The organism is Micromonospora sp. NPDC093243, from assembly GCF_044753725.1.
Lineage (GTDB): Bacteria > Actinomycetota > Actinomycetes > Mycobacteriales > Micromonosporaceae > Micromonospora.
The window spans coordinates 754,040-770,544 of record NZ_JBIVNT010000003.1 but is presented as its reverse complement, the minus strand read 5'-3'; the positions used below and the strand labels follow the sequence as shown (position 1 = coordinate 770,544).

General features: G+C 74.2%; 15 protein-coding genes and 1 pseudogene. 12 read left to right on the top strand and 4 right to left on the bottom strand.

What is annotated here, in order from left to right; all coding sequences use genetic code 11:
• Positions 1-124 precede the first annotated feature (124 nt).
• The 9 genes and pseudogenes from ACIP9D_RS13170 to ACIP9D_RS13130 all read left to right on the top strand — a co-directional run bounded on the left by ACIP9D_RS13170 (position 125) and on the right by ACIP9D_RS13130 (position 10,994).
• A complete protein-coding gene (locus ACIP9D_RS13170; RefSeq protein WP_350875254.1) occupies positions 125-1,876 on the top strand; it encodes an ATP-binding protein in 1,752 nt (583 codons plus the stop codon).
• A gap of 53 nt (positions 1,877-1,929) precedes the next feature.
• Complete coding sequence (locus ACIP9D_RS13165; protein WP_350875252.1) at positions 1,930-3,078, top strand: exonuclease SbcCD subunit D; 1,149 nt, start codon at positions 1,930-1,932, stop codon at positions 3,076-3,078.
• Positions 3,078-5,552: an SMC family ATPase gene (locus ACIP9D_RS13160; protein ID WP_350875250.1), complete on the top strand. Its 2,475-nt coding sequence runs from the start codon at positions 3,078-3,080 to the stop codon at positions 5,550-5,552. The genes ACIP9D_RS13165 and ACIP9D_RS13160 overlap by 1 nt, the downstream gene beginning before the upstream one ends.
• Positions 5,549-6,539: pseudogene (locus ACIP9D_RS13155) on the top strand (hypothetical protein); the annotation flags it as partial. The gene ACIP9D_RS13160 and the pseudogene ACIP9D_RS13155, both read left to right, overlap by 4 nt.
• A gap of 57 nt (positions 6,540-6,596) precedes the next feature.
• Positions 6,597-7,454 (top strand): fused MFS/spermidine synthase, encoded by an 858-nt coding sequence (locus tag ACIP9D_RS13150; RefSeq protein ID WP_350875246.1) that lies wholly within the window; start codon positions 6,597-6,599, stop codon positions 7,452-7,454.
• A gap of 170 nt (positions 7,455-7,624) precedes the next feature.
• On the top strand, positions 7,625-8,311 hold the full coding sequence (locus ACIP9D_RS13145) for a sigma-70 family RNA polymerase sigma factor (RefSeq protein ID WP_350875244.1): 687 nt from the start codon (positions 7,625-7,627) through the stop codon (positions 8,309-8,311).
• A complete protein-coding gene (locus ACIP9D_RS13140; RefSeq protein WP_350875242.1) occupies positions 8,308-9,093 on the top strand; it encodes a zf-HC2 domain-containing protein in 786 nt (261 codons plus the stop codon). Before ACIP9D_RS13145 ends, ACIP9D_RS13140 begins: the two co-directional genes overlap by 4 nt.
• A 205-nt stretch (positions 9,094-9,298) precedes the next feature.
• A complete protein-coding gene (locus tag ACIP9D_RS13135) occupies positions 9,299-9,946 on the top strand; it encodes a hypothetical protein (protein ID WP_350875240.1) in 648 nt (215 codons plus the stop codon).
• 127 nt (positions 9,947-10,073) lie between these two features.
• On the top strand, positions 10,074-10,994 hold the full coding sequence (locus tag ACIP9D_RS13130) for a DNA-3-methyladenine glycosylase 2 family protein (protein ID WP_350875238.1): 921 nt from the start codon (positions 10,074-10,076) through the stop codon (positions 10,992-10,994).
• Between the two features lie 10 nt (positions 10,995-11,004).
• Here ACIP9D_RS13130 and ACIP9D_RS13125 read toward each other — a convergent pair whose 3' ends face one another.
• Positions 11,005-11,508 carry a DUF1990 domain-containing protein gene (locus ACIP9D_RS13125; RefSeq protein ID WP_350875237.1) on the bottom strand — a complete coding sequence of 168 codons (504 nt, stop codon included), beginning with the start codon at positions 11,506-11,508 and terminating at the stop codon, positions 11,005-11,007.
• Between the two features lie 64 nt (positions 11,509-11,572).
• On the bottom strand, positions 11,573-11,788 hold the full coding sequence (locus ACIP9D_RS13120; protein WP_350875235.1) for a hypothetical protein: 216 nt from the start codon (positions 11,786-11,788) through the stop codon (positions 11,573-11,575).
• 136 nt (positions 11,789-11,924) lie between these two features.
• Between ACIP9D_RS13120 and ACIP9D_RS13115 the strand changes: the two genes are divergently transcribed.
• Both ACIP9D_RS13115 and ACIP9D_RS13110 read left to right on the top strand, forming a co-directional pair.
• Positions 11,925-13,040: an ATP-dependent DNA ligase gene (locus tag ACIP9D_RS13115; RefSeq protein WP_350875233.1), complete on the top strand. Its 1,116-nt coding sequence runs from the start codon at positions 11,925-11,927 to the stop codon at positions 13,038-13,040.
• 51 nt (positions 13,041-13,091) lie between these two features.
• Complete coding sequence (locus ACIP9D_RS13110) at positions 13,092-14,654, top strand: alpha/beta hydrolase (RefSeq protein ID WP_350875451.1); 1,563 nt, start codon at positions 13,092-13,094, stop codon at positions 14,652-14,654.
• Here the strand turns inward: ACIP9D_RS13110 and ACIP9D_RS13105 are convergent.
• On the bottom strand, positions 14,581-15,096 hold the full coding sequence (locus ACIP9D_RS13105; RefSeq protein WP_350875231.1) for a potassium channel family protein: 516 nt from the start codon (positions 15,094-15,096) through the stop codon (positions 14,581-14,583). The genes ACIP9D_RS13110 and ACIP9D_RS13105 overlap by 74 nt on opposite strands.
• Positions 15,097-15,168: 72 nt before the next feature.
• Between ACIP9D_RS13105 and ACIP9D_RS13100 the strand changes: the two genes are divergently transcribed.
• The gene (locus ACIP9D_RS13100; protein WP_350875229.1) at positions 15,169-15,621 is read left to right on the top strand and encodes a GNAT family N-acetyltransferase; all 453 of its coding nucleotides are present in this window, start codon (positions 15,169-15,171) and stop codon (positions 15,619-15,621) included.
• A gap of 95 nt (positions 15,622-15,716) precedes the next feature.
• Here the strand turns inward: ACIP9D_RS13100 and ACIP9D_RS13095 are convergent, their stop codons facing one another.
• Positions 15,717-16,502, bottom strand: coding sequence for an ABC transporter ATP-binding protein (locus ACIP9D_RS13095; RefSeq protein ID WP_350875227.1), 786 nt, complete (start codon positions 16,500-16,502; stop codon positions 15,717-15,719).
• Positions 16,503-16,505 lie beyond the last annotated feature (3 nt).

Genomic DNA, 16,505 nt, shown 5'->3' with positions numbered 1-16,505 from the left:
TGCGACCGGCGGGGCCGCCCACCGGCGTGGCGTCCGCCGCGTCGCGTGGCAACCTGTCGTACTACTCGGGCAGGATGCAGGACGTGTGCCCCGACCGTGATGACCAGCCGACCGGAGTTGCCTGATGACCGATGACGGGTTCGACGGTCCGGGCGAGGTGGTCGGCCGCGTGCTCGGCACCGCCGACGCCACCCCGCTGCAGTTCTGGACGGCCGTGGCACCCGGCAGCTACCTCCAGCTCGACGACGTGGTGGTCACCCGGCGCGAGCTGCCCGACCGGGAGCCGGTGACCATCGCCGGAGTGGTCACCCAGGTGCGGGCCCGGCACGAGGGCGCCCAGTTCGACTCCGACGTCTTCGCCATCGCCGACGGCACCCTGCCCGCCCAGGTGCAGGAGGCGGCCGAGGTGACCACCACCCGGGTCGACCCGGAGTTCTACGTACCGCCGACGCCGGGTGCGGTGGTGCACCGCGCCGAGGGCGACGCCCGGGCCCGGGCGCTGCACTTCGACCGGATGGAGCGGCGGATCCCGATGGGGATGGGTCGCGACGGGGTGCCGGTCTACCTCAACGCCGACTTCCTCGACGGCAGCCGCGGCGCGCACGTCTCCATCTCCGGCATCTCCGGCGTGGCCACCAAGACCAGCTTCGCCACCTTCCTGCTCTACTCGGTCTTCCGCTCGGGCGTGCTCGGCGGCGACGCGGTCAACGCCAAGGCGCTCATCTTCAACGTCAAGGGCGAGGACCTGCTCTTCCTCGACCACCCCAACACCCGGCTCGACGACGCCACCCGCGCCAGCTACGCCAAGCTCGGCCTCGACGCCGGCGCCTTCCCCGACGTCCGGGTCTACGCCCCGCCCCGGGTCGGCGACTCGTCGGGCACCCCCGACGTGAGCAGCCGGCTCACCGGCGTCGACAGCTTCTACTGGACGCTCACCGAGTTCTGCGCCGACCGGCTGCTGCCCTACGTCTTCGCCGACGCCGACGACGAACGCCAGCAGTACACGATGGTGGTCCACTCGGTCGCCGCCCACCTGGCCCGCTACGCCCAGCCCGCCGACGGCGGGGTGAGCATCGACGGGGTTCGCCTCGGCACCTACGCCGACCTGGTCGACCACGTCGTCGAGCAGCTCAACGACGACGAGACCCGCTCCGACTGGGCCGGCAGCGCGGTCGGGCTCGGCACCGTCAACGCGTTCGCCCGGCGGCTGATCGGCAGCAAGAAGGACCTCGGCCGGCTGATCCGGGGTGACCTGGCCACCCGCCGCCCACACAGCATCAACACCACCGAGAGCGCCCAGGTCACCGTGGTCGACCTGCACAACCTGCCCGACCGCGCCCAGCGGTTCGTGGTCGGCGTGACGCTGAAGAGCGAGTTCGAGCGCAAGGAGAAGGCGGGCACCGCCAAGCCGCTGCTCTTCGTCGTCCTCGACGAGCTGAACAAGTACGCCCCGCGCGAGGGCTCCTCCCCCATCAAGGAGGTGCTGCTCGACATCGCCGAGCGGGGCCGCTCACTGGGCGTGATCCTCGTCGGCGCGCAGCAGACGGCGAGCGAGGTCGAGCGGCGCATCGTGACCAACTCGGCGATCCGGGTGGTCGGCCGCCTCGACCCGGCAGAGGCATCCCGACCGGAATACGGCTTCCTGCCGCCGGCCCAGCGTCAGCGGGCGCTGCTGGCCAAGCCGGGCACCATGTTCGTCAACCAACCGGACATCCCGGTGCCGCTCTGCCTGGAGTTCCCGTTCCCGGCCTGGGCGACCCGGGTCAGCGAGGCGGGCCGGGCACCGTCGCAGACCCTCCGCTCGATCACCCAGTCCGCGGACCCGTTCGCGGTGGTGGGCACCGGTGGCGGCAGCGACGACGACATCCCGTTCTAGGTGAGCATCAGCGGAGGGCGGGCACCGGTGAGCGCGAACGAAGGGCGGGCACGGTGAAGATCCTGCACACCTCGGACTGGCACGTCGGCAAGGTCCTCAAGGGCCAGTCGCGGGCCGAGGAGCACAAGGCGGTGCTGGCCGGCGTGATCGAGATCGCCCGTGCCGAACGACCCGACCTGGTCATCGTCGCCGGTGATCTCTACGACACCGCCGCGCCGACGCCGGAGGCGACCCGGCTGGTGACCCGGGCGCTGACGGCGTTGCGCCGCACCGGCGCGGACGTGGTCGCGATCGGCGGCAACCACGACAACGGAGCCGCGCTCGACGCGCTGCGCCCCTGGGCCGAGGCCGCCGGGATCACCCTGCGCGGCAGCGTCCGGGAGAGTCCGGACGAGCATGTGATCGACGGCAGCACCGCCGGTGGCGAGCGGTGGCGGTTGGCCGCGCTGCCGTTCCTGTCCCAGCGCTACGCCGTCCGCGCGGTGGAGATGTACGAGCTGACCGCCGCCGAGGCGAACCAGACGTACGCCGACCACCTGGGCCGGGTGCTCGGCCGGCTCACCGAGGGCTTCAACGAGCCGGACCGGGTGCACCTGGTGACCGCACACCTGACGGTGACCGGCGCGGCGGCCGGCGGCGGCGAGCGGGACGCGCACACCGTGCTCGGCTACGCGGTGCCCGCGACGGTCTTTCCGGCCACCGCGCACTACGTCGCGCTGGGCCACCTGCACCGCGCGCAGCGGGTCGAGGGCCCCTGCCCGGTGCGCTACAGCGGCAGCCCGCTGGCGGTCGACTTCGGCGAGCAGGAGAACGTCCCGTCGGTGACCCTCGTCGAGGTCACCGCGAGCACCGCCGCCCGGGTGCGGGAGGTGCCGGTGAGCGCGGCGGCCACGCTGCGCACCGTCCGTGGCACGCTCGCCCAGCTCGCCGAGGTGGAGCAGCCGGACGCCTGGCTGCGGGTCTTCGTCCGCGAGCAGCCCCGGGCGGGCCTGCGCGAGGAGGTGCAGGAGCTGCTGCCCCGGGCGCTGGAGATCCGGATCGATCCCGAGCTGGTGCCCGCACCGGGCAGTGGCACCCGCGTCGCACAACGCTCCGGGCGCTCACCGCGCGAGCTCTTCGCCGACTACCTGGAGAGCCGGGGCCACGCCGACGACGGCGTCCAGGAGCTCTTCGACGAGCTCTTCGAGGAGGTCGACCGCTGATGCGACCGATACGGCTGGACATGGCCGGCTTCACCGTCTTCCGCGAGGAGACCACCGTCGACTTCACCGACGCCGACTTCTTCGCGCTGGTCGGCCCGACCGGTTCGGGCAAGTCGACGGTGCTGGACGCGATCTGCTTCGCCCTCTACGGCACGGTGCCCCGCTGGGGTGGCACCCGCGGCCTGGGCAACGCGCTCGCGCCGTCGACGGCCGAGGCCCGGGTGCGGCTGGTCTTCGAGTCCGGCGGGGCCCGCTATGTGGCCACCCGGGTGGTGCGGCGGGACAGCCGGGGCAACGTGAAGACCGCCAACGCCGGGTTGCAGCTGATGCCGCCCGGCTTCGACGTCACCAAGCTGGAGACCGGGTTGAGCCCGGAGGATCTCGGCGAGGTGGTGGCGGGCACCCCCGCCGAGATGGACGAGGCGGTGCTGGAGGCGGTGGGGCTGCCCTACGAGCAGTTCACCAGCTGCGTGGTGCTGCCGCAGGGCCAGTTCGCCGACTTCCTGCACGCCAAGCCGGCCACCCGGCAGCAGATCCTGGTCAACCTGCTCGGCCTCGGCGTCTACGAGGAGGTGCAGAAGCAGGCCACCGCCCGCGCGGCGCAGGCCGAGGCGAAGCTGGAGGGGGTCGACCAACTGCTGGCCGGGCTCACCGACGTCGACGACGAGGCGCTCGACCGGGCGACCGGTCAGGTCGGGCGGATGAGCGAGCTGGCCGCGGCGGTGACCGCCGCCGTACCCGAGCTGGAGGCGGCTCGGGCGGCGGCGCGGGAGGCGACAGCGGCGCTGACCGCCCTCGACGCCGAGCTGACCGTGCTGGACGCGGTCCGGGCGCCGGCCGGGGTCGCCGAGGTGGCCCGGGCGGTGACCGACGCGCGCGCCGAGGCCGACGCGGCGGCGAACGCGGTGTCGCTGGCCGAGGAGCGCGAGGAGAAGCTCCGCGGCGAGCTGGCCGCCGCCGGCGACGAGAGCGCCCTGCGGCTGCAGCTGCGCGGGTACGCCGACCGGGAGAAGCTGGCCGGCGAGGCGGAGGTGGTCCGGGCGGCGATGGGCGCGGCCGCCACCGAGCACGACGCCGCCGTACGGGCGCTGGCCGAGGCGCGGGCCGCGGCCGAGCGGGCCGAGGAGGAGTTGACGGCGGCGTTCCGGGCCCACGAGGAGGCGAAGGCCACCGATCAGGCGGTGGCGCTGCGGGCGCACCTGGTCGACGGCGGGCCCTGCCCGGTCTGCGAGCAGGTCGTCCCCCGGGTGCCGGCGGTGCCGGCCGGTTCGGCGGTGGCCGAGGCGGTCGAGTCCGGCAAGGCCGCCCGGGTGGCCAGCGAGGCGGCCAAGCGGGTGATGCAGGAGCGCGACACCGCCGCCCGCGAGCTGGAGCGGGTGCTGGTGCAGGCCCGGACCCGGCAGGAGCAGTTGGACGCCCGGCTCACCGAGCTGGACGGGCAGCTCGCCGGGGCCGCCACCGCCGAGGCGCTGCGTGATCAGCTGGCCGAGCACGCCCGGCTACGGCGGGCGCTGGACGAGGCGGCCACAATGGTCCGGGCCGGTCGGGACGCCGCGCGGCGGGCCCGCGGCGCGGTGGACGCCGCCGAGGAGCGGCTGCGGGCGGCGTGGCGGCGCTTCGATTCGGCCCGGGACGGGCTGGCCCGGTTCGGGCCGCCGGCCGCCGACCGGGACGACGTCGCCGGCGCGTGGCGCACCCTGGCCGACTGGGCCGACGCGCAGGCGCGGCGCCGCCGGTCGGAGCGGGACGGGCTGGCGGCGGCGGTCGCCGAGGCCGACGGCGCGGCCAGGACCGTGGCGCAGCGGATCGGCGGCATCTTCGCCGACGCCGGGCTGCCCGCCCCGGACGACCCGGTGCGTGCCGCCGCGGTCGCGCTCGAGCGGGCCGAGGCCGACCGGCGCCGACTGGTCGAGCGCCGCGAACAGGCCGCCGAGCTGCGTGAACAGCGGGCCGGGCACGAGCGCCGGGCGCAGGTGGCGCGGGCGCTCGCCAGTCACCTGCGGGCCAACAACTTCGAGCGGTGGCTGCTGGCCGAGGCGTTGGATCTGCTCGTCGACGGCGCGTCCCGGATCCTGCGGGAACTCTCCGGCGGCCAGTACGACCTGATGCACGACAAGGGTGAGTTCTTCGTCGTCGACCACCACGACGCCGGGCTGCGCCGGGCTGTGCGCACCCTTTCCGGCGGCGAGACGTTCCAGGCGTCGCTGGCCCTGGCGCTGGCCCTCTCCGAGCAGCTCGCCGGGATGTCCACCACGGCGGCGAGCCTGGAGTCGATCGTCCTGGACGAGGGCTTCGGCACGCTCGACGCGGCCACTCTGGACACGGTCGCCGCCACCCTGGAGAACCTCGCCGCCCGGGGTGACCGGATGGTGGGCGTGGTCACCCACGTACCGGCGCTGGCGGAACGCATCCCGGTCCGGTTCGAGGTCCGCAAGGACGCCCGTTCGGCGCGCGTCGAACGGACCGGCCGGTGAGCACGCCGGCGGGGCGGTTCTTCGTCGACGCCTGGGACCCGTCGTACGGTGCCTCGTTCGAGGCGTCCGCCACCGGCCCGGCCGCGCCGAGCAGCGCGCAGGTGGAGACGGACGCCGAGCTGCCGGCGGCGCAGTGGCGGGCGATCGACGTACGGGCCGGGGTGCGGGCGCCCGACGTGGTGCTGCTGGTCGACGGGGTCCGCCGGATCGACGCCAGCATCTGGACGGCAGAGTCCGACGGTGGCTCCTTCCCGGGCCTGGCCGCCTCCTACGCCGCCGGAGTGGTCCGCTGCGACCTCGAGCGGGGCGCGGCGCAGTTGGCCGGCACCCGGGTGGGGCGGGGCCTCTTCACCGCCAGCCCGTCGGCCGAGGAGGTGGTCGCCGGGACGATCCGCTACCCGGTGCACCGGGTGGGCGGCACCGGCGAGCTGGCCAAGCTGCCGGCGGCGGTGCAGGGGCCGCTGACCGCGTTGGAGGTGGCGGTCTCCGACGCCGCCCGCACCGACGGGGACCTGCTGGTGGTGGACGGTCCGCTGCGCAGCCGCCGGCAGCTGCCGCGCACCCTGGGCTACATCAAGACCCAGCACAGCCAGTACCTGGACGCCCGGCTGACCGCGGTGGTGACCGGCCTGGCCGCCGGCCAGCGCTGCCCGGTGTTCCGGGTCGGCACCGCCTGGGGCGGCTGGTCCTGGTATCTGCGGCTGCCGGTGGCGGCCGGCGCGCCGTGGGCCGGCATCGTCCGGCTGGAGTGCTCCGCCGAGCTCGACATCGCCGAGGCGGTCGAGCTGGCCGACCTGTCCCTGGTGACGCTGCCCCGGTTCGCCTCCACGCCGTACAAGGATCCGCGCGCCCCGCAGAACCTGATCCCGATCGCCGGGTTGGAGCGCCGACTACGGGCGCTGCTCGGCGATTCCCGGCTGCTGCACCGGGCTCTCACCGCCGCCGCCCGCGCCGGCACCCTGCGCGGCTGACCGTCCACCATCCGGCATGCGCGTGCGGCCGGGCGCGGGCGGGCAGCTCGGGGCGGGGCGGGATACTGGGCGGGTGGGACGGAAGCGGGCCGCCGACCGGGTGGTTGAGCAGGTGGAGACCGGGCGGGCCGAGCTGGTGCCGGACCGGGACCGGCCGGGCTCGTGGACCCTGCTGCTGGACGGCGCGCCGCAGTCGCACGTCGACCTGACCGACCCCACCCACCTGGAGTTCGAGTACGTCCGGCGGCTGGCCGCCGCGGTCGACCTGATCGCCCCGGCCGGCGCCCCGCTGCGGGTGCTGCACCTCGGCGGGGGCGCGCTCACCCTGCCCCGGTACGTCTCGGCCACCCGACCCGGCTCCACCCAGCGGGTGGCCGAGGTGGACGGCGCGCTGGTGGAGCTGGTGCGCCGGGTGCTGCCCTGGCCGGCCGACCCCCGGCTGCGGGTACGGGTGGCCGACGCGCGTGCCGTGCTGACCGGCAGCCGGGACGCCAGCTACGACGTGGTGGTCGCCGACGTCTTCGCCGGTGCCCGCACCCCGGCGCACCTGACCTCGGTCGAGTACGCCGCCGAGGTGGCCCGGGTGCTCCACCCCGCCGGCTGGTACCTGGCCAACCTGGCCGACGGCCCACCGCTGCGGCACGCCCGCGGGCAGGTCGCCACGGTCCGTGCGGTACTTCCCCGCGCCGCCATGGTCGGCGACGCCGCGGTGCTGCGCGGACGCCGGTACGGCAACCTGGTGCTGCTGGCCGGCCGGGTCGAGCCGCCGGTGCCGGAGCTGACCCGGCGGGCCGCCGGTGACTGGTTCCCCGGGCGGGTGGTCGCGGGGGGGGACCTGGACCGGTTCGCCGGCGGCGCGAGCATCGTCCGGGACGCGGACGCCACCGGCTCCGCTCCGCCGCCGCCGGGCCTCTTCTCCACCGGCCACTGACCACCGCCGACCGGCCCCTGCTCCGCGGCCACCGACCGGCGGCGACCGCCCGCCGCGCCGGCCGCCGAAATTTCTTCGCTCGTTGTTGATCCGCTCGCGCCGGCGGTGCGTACCACCGGGCGGCCCGCCTGGGTGGGCCGTTGTGGTCACAGGACAACCCGGAGGTCTGCATGCATGCGGTGGCGGCCGGTTGGCACGGCGATGTGGTGCGGGCGGACTGGATGTCCGCGCGATCCCAGTCGCGGCCAACTTCACGGGGGGTCGACGGCCGCCCGGCGCCTCGCCAGAATGGTCCGGTGACGCCGCGACCGGCGCCCGGACGCCACCAGGCGACGTCCACCGAGGCCAGCCACTCCGACCAGTTGGTCCGGCAGCTCTATGCCGAGCATGCCGGGCCACTGCTGATGTTCGTCATGCGGCTCACCGGGGGGGACCGGCAGCGCGCGGAGGACATCGTCCAGGAGACGCTGCTGCGGGCCTGGCGCAACGCCCACCGGCTGGGGACCCAGGGCCAGGGGTCGCTGCGGCCCTGGCTGGTCACCGTGGCCCGCCGGATCGCCATCGACGAGCACCGCAGCGAGCAGGCCCGACCGGCGGAGACGTACGACCGGGACCTGACCGCGTTCGCCCAGTCGGACAGCACCGACCAGGTACTACGCACGATGACGGTGGCTGACGCGCTACGTACGCTGAGCCAGTCGCACCGCGAGATCCTGATCGCGACGTACTTCCGGGGGCGGACCGTGCCCGAGGCGGCCGAGGAGCTGGGCCTCCCGCTCGGCACCGCCAAGTCGCGGGTCTACTACGCACTGCGCGCGCTGCGCACGGCTCTGCAGGAACGGGGGGTGACGGAATGAGCCGGCCAGATCACATGGACGTCGCCGCGTACGCGCTCGGCGTGCTCGACGAGCAGGACACCGAGCGCTTCGAGGAGCACCTCGCCACCTGCTGGGCGTGCGCGGCCGAGCTGGAGACCATGGTGCCGGTGGTCGGGCTGCTCTCCGGCATCGACGGCGAGACGATGACCGCGCTGGAGCAGACGGCGACCGACCCGGGGCTGCTGGACCGCACGCTGGTCGCGGTCCGCGCCGACCGGCGACGGACCCGGTTCCGGCAGCTGCTGGCCGCGGCGGCCGCGGTGGTGGTGCTGGGTGGTCTGACCGGGATCGGCTTCAGCAACGTGATCAGCGACGCCGGCCCGACCGACGTGGTCGCCGAGCCGACGCGCGACGCGCCGATCGACCAGCCGCCCACCGCCGCGCCCACCGCCCCGACCGGGCCGGGAGTCGGCGGCAACGAGGAGGAGGGCGACCAGTTCGACGCCACCGATCCGACCACGGGCGTGCAGACCACGATGTTCCTGGCCACCAAGGACTACGGCACCAAAGTCAGCTTCAGTCTCCGGAAACTGCCCGGCCCACGCGTCTGCCGGCTCGTGGTGGTACGCAAGAACGCCACCACCGAGGTGATTTCCACCTGGTCCGTCCCGGACGAAGGATACGGCACCAACGCCCGGTCGCAGGGGCTCGAACTGAGCGCGTCGACCTCCGCCCGGCTGACCGACATCAAGCAGTTCCAGGTCGAGTCGGTGGACGCGAACGGGGTGGCGAGCCCGCTGGTCACGGTGGAGTTGAGGTAGCGCTCCCCGTAGCATCGGCGCCGGTCATCGACAAAGACCGGCGCCGATAACTCGTTTCGCGACGGACATTGCTCGGAAAGAGCCCACGCAGCGGCCCGCGAAACGGTTCAACGAAATCTTATGAAATTGACCACTGTTAGTGGTTCAACCTTGACACCCTCCCTTCCGTACTCATGGGCGAACTGCCGAGAAACGAGGAGGGCACGTGGCACAGATGAAGCGGACGGTCATCGTCGTCGCGGGCGCGATGGTCGCCCTGACGGCCTGCGCTCCCGCGGGTTATGACCCAGCGAACCAGAGCGCGGCGGAGCCGGTCGCCGTCGCCGCGGCCGAGCCCACCGCGTCGGCCGAACCCGAGGCCTCCGCGGAGGCCCCCGTCGCCGACGCGCCGCCGGCCGACGTGGACCTCACCGAGAAGCTCGTCGGCAAGAGCGTGGCCCGGATGGGCAAGGTGGTGACCGACCAGGACGGCTGGGTCCTGTACCGGTTCGACAAGGACACCGCCGACCCGCCGTCGTCGAACTGCGTGGACAAGTGCGCCGAGGTGTGGCCGCCGGCGCTGACCGACGGCGATCCGCAGCTCAGCGGCGTCTCCGACGACAAGGTCGGCACGGTCACCCGGCAGGACGGCACCCGCCAGCTCACCCTCGCCGGTTGGCCGCTGTACCGCTACATCGGCGACAAGAAGCCCGGCCAGTGGAAGGGCCAGGGCGTCGGCGGCACCTGGTTCGTGGTCGCGCCGGACGGCAAGAAGAACCTGTCCTGCCTGCCGAAGGGCACCCCGAAGCCGGTAGCCCCGCCGTCGGACAGCGAGGCGGGCTCGGACGCGGGCAGCTCCGACTACTCGTACTGATCCCGCGAGACACGGTGGCCGGTCGTAGCCGGGGAGGGCGCGGCCGGCCATCGTCATGCCGGGATGCCGGACACACCGGGGCGGCCCGTGGGGCCCGCCCCGGTCGTCGCTCTGGCACAGTTGCGGGATGACCGGGACCGAGCCCACCGCGCGGCGGTTGCTGCACCCGCCCGCCGGCTACCGCCTCGCCGGCTCGGTCCGCGCCCTGACCTTCAGCCCGTACGATCCCTGCGCCCGGATCGCGGCCGGCACGTTCTGGTGGGCCACCCGCACCCCGGACGGCCCGGCCACGCTCACGCTGCGGCCGGTCGCCGGTGATCTGCTGGCCGAGGGGTACGGCCCGGGCGCCGACTGGGTGGTGGCGCAGGCCGATGCGGTGGCCGGGCTCCGCGACGACCTGACCGGCTTCGCCGACCTCGCCGCGACGCACCCGCTGGTCGCCCGGCTGGCCCGCGAGCACCACGGTCTGCGGATGCCGGCCACCGGACTGGTCTTCCCCCGGGTGCTCCGGGCGGTCTTCGAGCAGAAGGTCACCGGCAAGGAGGCGTACCGCGCGTACGCCGCGACGGTGCGGCACTTCGCCGAGCCCGCACCGGGGCCCCTGCAGCCGCTGCTGCTTCCGCCGGAGCCGGCCGCGATCGCCGCCGCGCCCTACTGGGTCTTCCACCCGTTCGGGGTGGAGCAGCGCCGGGCCGACACGCTGCGCCGGGCCGCCGCCGTCGCGGACCGGCTGGAGCGCTGCGCGGACGCGGCCGAGGCGACCCGCCGGCTGACCGCCGTGCCCGGCATCGGCGCGTGGACCGCCGCCGAGGTGGTCCGGGTGGCGTACGGCGACCCGGACGCGGTCAGCGTGGGCGATTACCACGTCCCGAACACGGTCGCCTGGGCGCTCGCGGGCGAGCCGCGCGGCGACGACGCCCGGATGCTGACGCTGCTGGAGCCGTTCCGGGGTCACCGCGGGCGGGTCTGCGTGCTGTTGGAGGCCGCCGGCATTCAGGCGCCGAAGTACGGGCCGCGCGCCCCGATCCGCTCCTTCGCCCGGTTCTGACCGGGCAGGATCAGGATGCGGCGCAGAGCCGGCGCAGGGTCCGGCCGAGCCACCAGGCGTAGCCGTGCTGGAAGGCCCGGCCGAGCGGGCCGGCCGCCCGCATCAGCCAGCCGGCGGGACGGCTGAACGCGATCACCTCGAACCAGATCCGGCCGGCGTCGTCGCGGCTGACCACGAACGCCTCCTCACCGCGCGCCGGGTGCCCCGGCAGCGTGCCGTACCCGAAGCCGGCCCGCTGCCCGTCGTCGGCGGCCCAGACCACCTCGCACGGGGCGGGCAGGCGCAGCGGACCGAGGCCCAGCCCGGAGACGACCCGCACGCCGGGGGCCGCGCGGGGCGCGTCCGCCTCGATCCGGATCCCGGCCGCCCGGTGCAGCCGCCAGCCGAGCACCGCCGCGGCCGCGGCCGCGAAGCACCCGTCCGGCAGCCGGGTCCGGTGGCGGACGTGCCGCCAGCCACTCGGCAGCGCACCGGTGCGGGTGGCGCCGACGTTCGGATAGGTCAGTGCCGGCATACCGGTTACCTCCGCGCTCGCCTGCCGGCCAGCGTACGGCCGCCGGGTCGCGGCCCGTGCGGGGTCAGGCGGCCGCCTCCCGCAGGTCGGCGAGGGTGAGCGGGGTACGACGGCGCAGCAGCTCCGCCAGCTCGGCGATCGAGCCGACCTCGCCGAGCACGTTCTTGCCGCCGCCGAAGTGTCGGGGATACCGGTGCACCAGCCGGTAGCGGTACCGGCCCCGGATCAACTCCACGCTGACCCGGTAGCGCCCGCAGCAGCCGCACGTCCACTCCGACATTCCGCGAAAGTAGCTCTGACCTGCGGTTTCCTGATTCGCCCGGTGGTGACGAGGCGGGACGGCGGCGGACACCACGCCAGGCGCCGGGCGGTGATCTGCCTCACGGTTGTCGGTACCGTCTGGTTGACTGGTCGCCGTGGAGCTGCCGATCAACCCGCCGGTCGAGCCGATGCTGGCCAAGAGCGTCCCGCGGATCCCCACCGCACCCGGGATGACCTACGAGCCGAAGTGGGACGGCTTCCGCTGCATCATCTTCCGCGACGGCGACGAGGTGGAGCTGTCCAGCCGCGGCGGCAAGATGATGACCCGCTACTTTCCCGAGGTCGTCGAGCAGGCCCGCCGGCAGCTGCCGGCGCGTTGTGCGGTCGACGGTGAGCTGATCGTGATCCGCCGCGACGGTCCGGGCGGGCAGCCACGGCTCGACTTCGAGTTGCTGGGCCAGCGCATCCACCCGGCCGCGTCGCGGGTGAAGCTGCTGGCCGAGACCACCCCGGCCGATTTCGTCGCTTTCGACCTGCTGGCGATCGACGACGAGACCCTGATCGACCAGCCCTACCCGCAGCGCCGGGCCCGGCTCGAGGCGGCGCTGGCCGGCGTCCGCCCGCCGATGCACGTCACCCAGGTCACCACCGACCCGGAGACCGCGCACCGCTGGTTCGACGTCTTCGAGGGCGCCGGCCTCGACGGCCTGATCGTGAAGCCGGCCGACCTGCCCTACGAGCCGGGCAAGCGGCTGATGTTCAAGGTCAAGCACGCCCGCACCGCCGACGTGGTCGTCGCCGGCTTCCGCTGGCACAAGTCCGGCCCGGTGGTCGGCTCGCTGCTGCTCGGCCTCTACGACGCCGACGGCCTGCTGCACCACGTCGGGGTGAGCGCGTCGTTCAGCATGGCCCGCCGGGCCGAGCTGCTCGAGGAGCTGGCCCCCTACCGGGACACCGGCGGGGAGCACCCGTGGGTGCACGGCGACCACGAGCGGGGCCAGCGCATCCCCGGCGGGGTGAGCCGGTGGACGGGCACCAAGAACCTCGAGTGGGAGCCGATCCGTCCCGAGCTGGTGCTCGAGGTCGGCTACGACGCGATGGAGGGCGACCGGTTCCGGCACACCGCCCAGTTCGTGCGCTGGCGGCCCGACCGCGACCCCCGTTCCTGCGGCTACGACCAGCTCGACCGCCCAATCCGGTTCGACGTCGACCAGGTGCTGCGCGGCGACCCGACGGCGACCGTGACACCGGCCACCGCCGGCCCCGCGTAGCCTGTCGGCGAGACGATCACGGAGGCCCACGTGTCCCGCACTGCCGACCGGATCCGCCGGGTCCGCCGCATAATCGCCGGCCTCGCCGTCGTGCTCCTGCTCACCGCCGGCTGCACGCTGCCCACCTTCGCGCCGCGCACCGAGCCCGACGGCGCGGCGGCCGCCCCGGGCACCGCGCCGACCTGGAAGGCCTGTCCGGAGGTCGCCAACGACCTGGTCGGGCGTGGCGCGCCAGACATGCGCTACGAGTGCGCCCGGATCGCGGTGCCGCGCAACTGGGGCGCCGGCACCGGTGCCACCACCGGCCCGGGCGCCGGCGAGACGTTCGAGATCGCCCTGCTGCGGGCCCGCTCGACGAAGCAGCGCGACCGGATCGGCTCGTTGGTGATCAACCCCGGCGGCCCCGGCGGGTCCGGGGTCGACACCGCCGTCTACCTCTCGTTCGGGCCGGCGTTCGGTGGGCTGCCCGCCGCCGTGACCGACCGGTTCGACATCGTCGGCTTCGACCCGCGCGGGGTGGCCCGGTCCAGCCCGGTCAAGTGCATCCCCGACGCCGACCTCGACGCCAGCTTCGGCTCCGACCCCGACCCGCGCAGTCAGTCGACCTTCGACGACTTCGTCGCGCTCAACCGCCGCATCGGCCAGGGCTGCGGCGACCGCTACGGCGACCAGCTCCCGCTCTACGCCACCGAGCAGGCCGCCCGCGACATCGACGCGGTCCGCGCCGCGGTCGGCGACGACAAGCTCACCTACCTCGGCTACTCCTACGGCACCCTGCTCGGCGCCACCTACGCCCAGCTCTACCCCCAGCGCGTCCGGGCGCTGGTGCTCGACGGCGCGGTCGACCCGCGGCAGGGGCTGGTGGCCGGCTCGGAGAGCCAGGCCAAGGGCTTCGAGCGGGCATTCGGCAACTTCAGCCGCTGGTGCGCGGCGAACGCCGGGCGCTGCCCGATCGCCCCCGACGCCCGGGCCGCGGTGACCTCCGCGATCGACAAGGCCCGGGTCTCACCGGTCCGGGGCGCGAACGGGCGGGAGGCCACCTCGGGTTGGGTCTTCTACGCGATCATCTCCTCGCTCTACACCGAGACCGGTTGGCAGGAGCTGGCCCGCGCGATCGACCGGCTCGAGGGAGGCGACCCGGCGGAGGTGTTCCGGCTCGCCGACGCGTACGCCGGGCGCGAGGACGACGGCCGTTACTCCAACCTGTTCGACGCCAACCTCGCGGTGAACTGCGCGGACGAGGACGAGAAGCCGAGCCTGGCGCGGATCCGCCAGTTGCAGTCCGAGTGGCGGGAGAAATATCCGCTCTTCGGGCCGGCCCTGGCGGTCGGGATGCTCAGCTGCGTCGAGTGGCCCGGCGGGCGTGACCCCTACCCGACCGGCGCGGCGGCCGGCGCGCCGCCGATCGTGGTCGTCGGCACCACTGGCGACCCGGCCACCCCCTACGAGCAGACCGGGGCGCTCGCCTCGATGCTCGGCGTCGGCCGGGTGCTCACCTGGGAGGGTGAGGGGCACACCGCCTACCCGCAGACGGCGTGCATCACCAACGCGGTCGACGCCTACGTGATCGAGCTGACCGTTCCCAGACAGGGGCTGCGCTGCCCGGCCCGCTGACCGGCCGGTTGGCTGGCGGCTCCGGCGGCAGCTCGATGCCGTGCCGGCTGGCCAACTGCTCCAGCAGGGCGCGCATCCGGCGCACGTCGGCCTTGAGCTGTTCCTGCTCCTCGTGCTCGAAGGCGTCGTCGTCGACGATCAGCCGGCTGGCGAAGTGCGCGGTGATCAGCGGGATGACCAGCAGCACCATGGTCGAGATGAGCAGTGCGGCGAGGGTGCGTCCCTGCCAGGTCGTCGGTGAGATGTCGCCGTAGCCGACGGTGGAGGCGGTGACCACCGCCCACCAGACCGCGTCGGCCGGGCTGCGCGCCTCCACCTCGCCGTAGATCACCCCGGCCACCACGATCATCAGCAGGTACGAGGTGATCAGCGTCCGAGGGGAGTTGGCGAACCAGACCAGCGCCCGGTAGACCCACCGGAACGGCAGCAGCAGGACGTCCATGCCGGTCATGCTGCCCGCTCAGGGCAACCGGCGTGTACCCATCGACCCTGGCCGCTGTGCCAGGCTCAGCGGATGGCTGACGTGATCTTCCGGGAGGCCGTCCGGGCCGACCTGCCCGCCGTGCTCGCCCTGCTCGCCGACGACGTGCTCGGCAGGACCCGCGACGTCACCGAGGTCGACGCCGCGTACGAGCGGGCGTTCGCGGAGATCACCGCCGATCCGCGCAACCACCTGATCTTGACCGAGACGGACGGTGAGCTGGTCGGCTGCCTGCAGATCACCTACATTCCCGGCCTCGGTCGGCACGGCGCCGAGCGGTCACTGATCGAGTCGGTCCGGGTCCGCTCCGATCTGCGCGGCGCCGGGATCGGCCGGCAGATGATGACCTGGGCCATCGACCAGGCCCGGCAGCGCGGCTGCGGCCTGGTCCAGCTCACCACCGACAAGTCCCGCCACGACGCGCACCGCTTCTATCTGGGCCTCGGCTTCGTCGCCAGCCACGAAGGCATGAAGCTCCCGCTCTGACTGACCCGCGTCGATCATGCAGTTGTGGTGCCGCGCACAAGCCGCGAAACGGTGTGCACCGCCCACCACAACTGCATGATCGACGATGGAAGCGGTCAGGCGTCGACCAGACGGCCGTCGCGGAGGGTGAGGGTGCGGTCGGCCAGCTCGATCAGGGCCGGGTCGTGGGTGGCGACCAGGACGGTCGTGCCCCGGGCGCGTACCACCGCCCGGAGCAGATCCATGATCGACCGGCCGGTCTCCGAGTCGAGCTGACCGGTCGGCTCGTCAGCGATCAGCAGGTCCGGTTCGTTGGCCAGGGCCCGGGCCACGGCCACCCGCTGCTGTTGCCCGCCGGAGAGCTCGTACGGCCGCTGCGCCGCGTGCCGGCCGAGCCCGACCAGTTCGAGCAGCATCGCCACCCGCTCCTCCCGCTCCGCCGCCGGCACCCGGGCCAGCCGCAGCGGCACCCCGACGTTCTCCGCGGCGGAGAGGATCGGCACCAGGCCGAAGGTCTGGAAGATGAAGCCGACGGTGCCGCGGCGCAGCTCGAGCAGCTCCTGCTCGCCCGCGTCGGTCAGATCGTGCCCGGCCACCACCACCCGGCCGCTGTCCGGCCGGTCCAGCCCGCCGACCAGGTTCAGCAGAGTGGTCTTGCCCGCGCCCGAGCGGCCCCGGACGGCGAGCAGCTCGCCCCGCCGGGCGACGAACGACACGTCCCGCACCGCGTGCACGGCGCGCTCACCCCGGCCGAAGGTCCGGTTCAGCCCCTCGACCCGGAGCACCTCGTCGTGGTGCCCGGCCTCGCCGACGAAACCGGTCGACGGCCCCGCCGCCCCGGACGTCGCCGTGCCGATCCCGGGGTGGGCCTGCCCGGTCGCCGCCACATTCCGCGCGCTCATGCC

Coding starts and splice junctions, on each gene's coding strand:
- ACIP9D_RS13170 (WP_350875254.1), top strand. CDS start 125: ATGACCGATGACGGGTTCGACGGTCCGGGCGAGGTGGTCGGCCGCGTG.
- ACIP9D_RS13160 (WP_350875250.1), top strand. CDS start 3,078: ATGCGACCGATACGGCTGGACATGGCCGGCTTCACCGTCTTCCGCGAG.
- ACIP9D_RS13145 (WP_350875244.1), top strand. CDS start 7,625: ATGCATGCGGTGGCGGCCGGTTGGCACGGCGATGTGGTGCGGGCGGAC.
- ACIP9D_RS13140 (WP_350875242.1), top strand. CDS start 8,308: ATGAGCCGGCCAGATCACATGGACGTCGCCGCGTACGCGCTCGGCGTG.
- ACIP9D_RS13130 (WP_350875238.1), top strand. CDS start 10,074: ATGACCGGGACCGAGCCCACCGCGCGGCGGTTGCTGCACCCGCCCGCC.
- ACIP9D_RS13125 (WP_350875237.1), bottom strand. CDS start 11,508: ATGCCGGCACTGACCTATCCGAACGTCGGCGCCACCCGCACCGGTGCG.
- ACIP9D_RS13120 (WP_350875235.1), bottom strand. CDS start 11,788: ATGTCGGAGTGGACGTGCGGCTGCTGCGGGCGCTACCGGGTCAGCGTG.
- ACIP9D_RS13105 (WP_350875231.1), bottom strand. CDS start 15,096: ATGGACGTCCTGCTGCTGCCGTTCCGGTGGGTCTACCGGGCGCTGGTC.
- ACIP9D_RS13100 (WP_350875229.1), top strand. CDS start 15,169: ATGGCTGACGTGATCTTCCGGGAGGCCGTCCGGGCCGACCTGCCCGCC.
- ACIP9D_RS13095 (WP_350875227.1), bottom strand. CDS start 16,502: ATGAGCGCGCGGAATGTGGCGGCGACCGGGCAGGCCCACCCCGGGATC.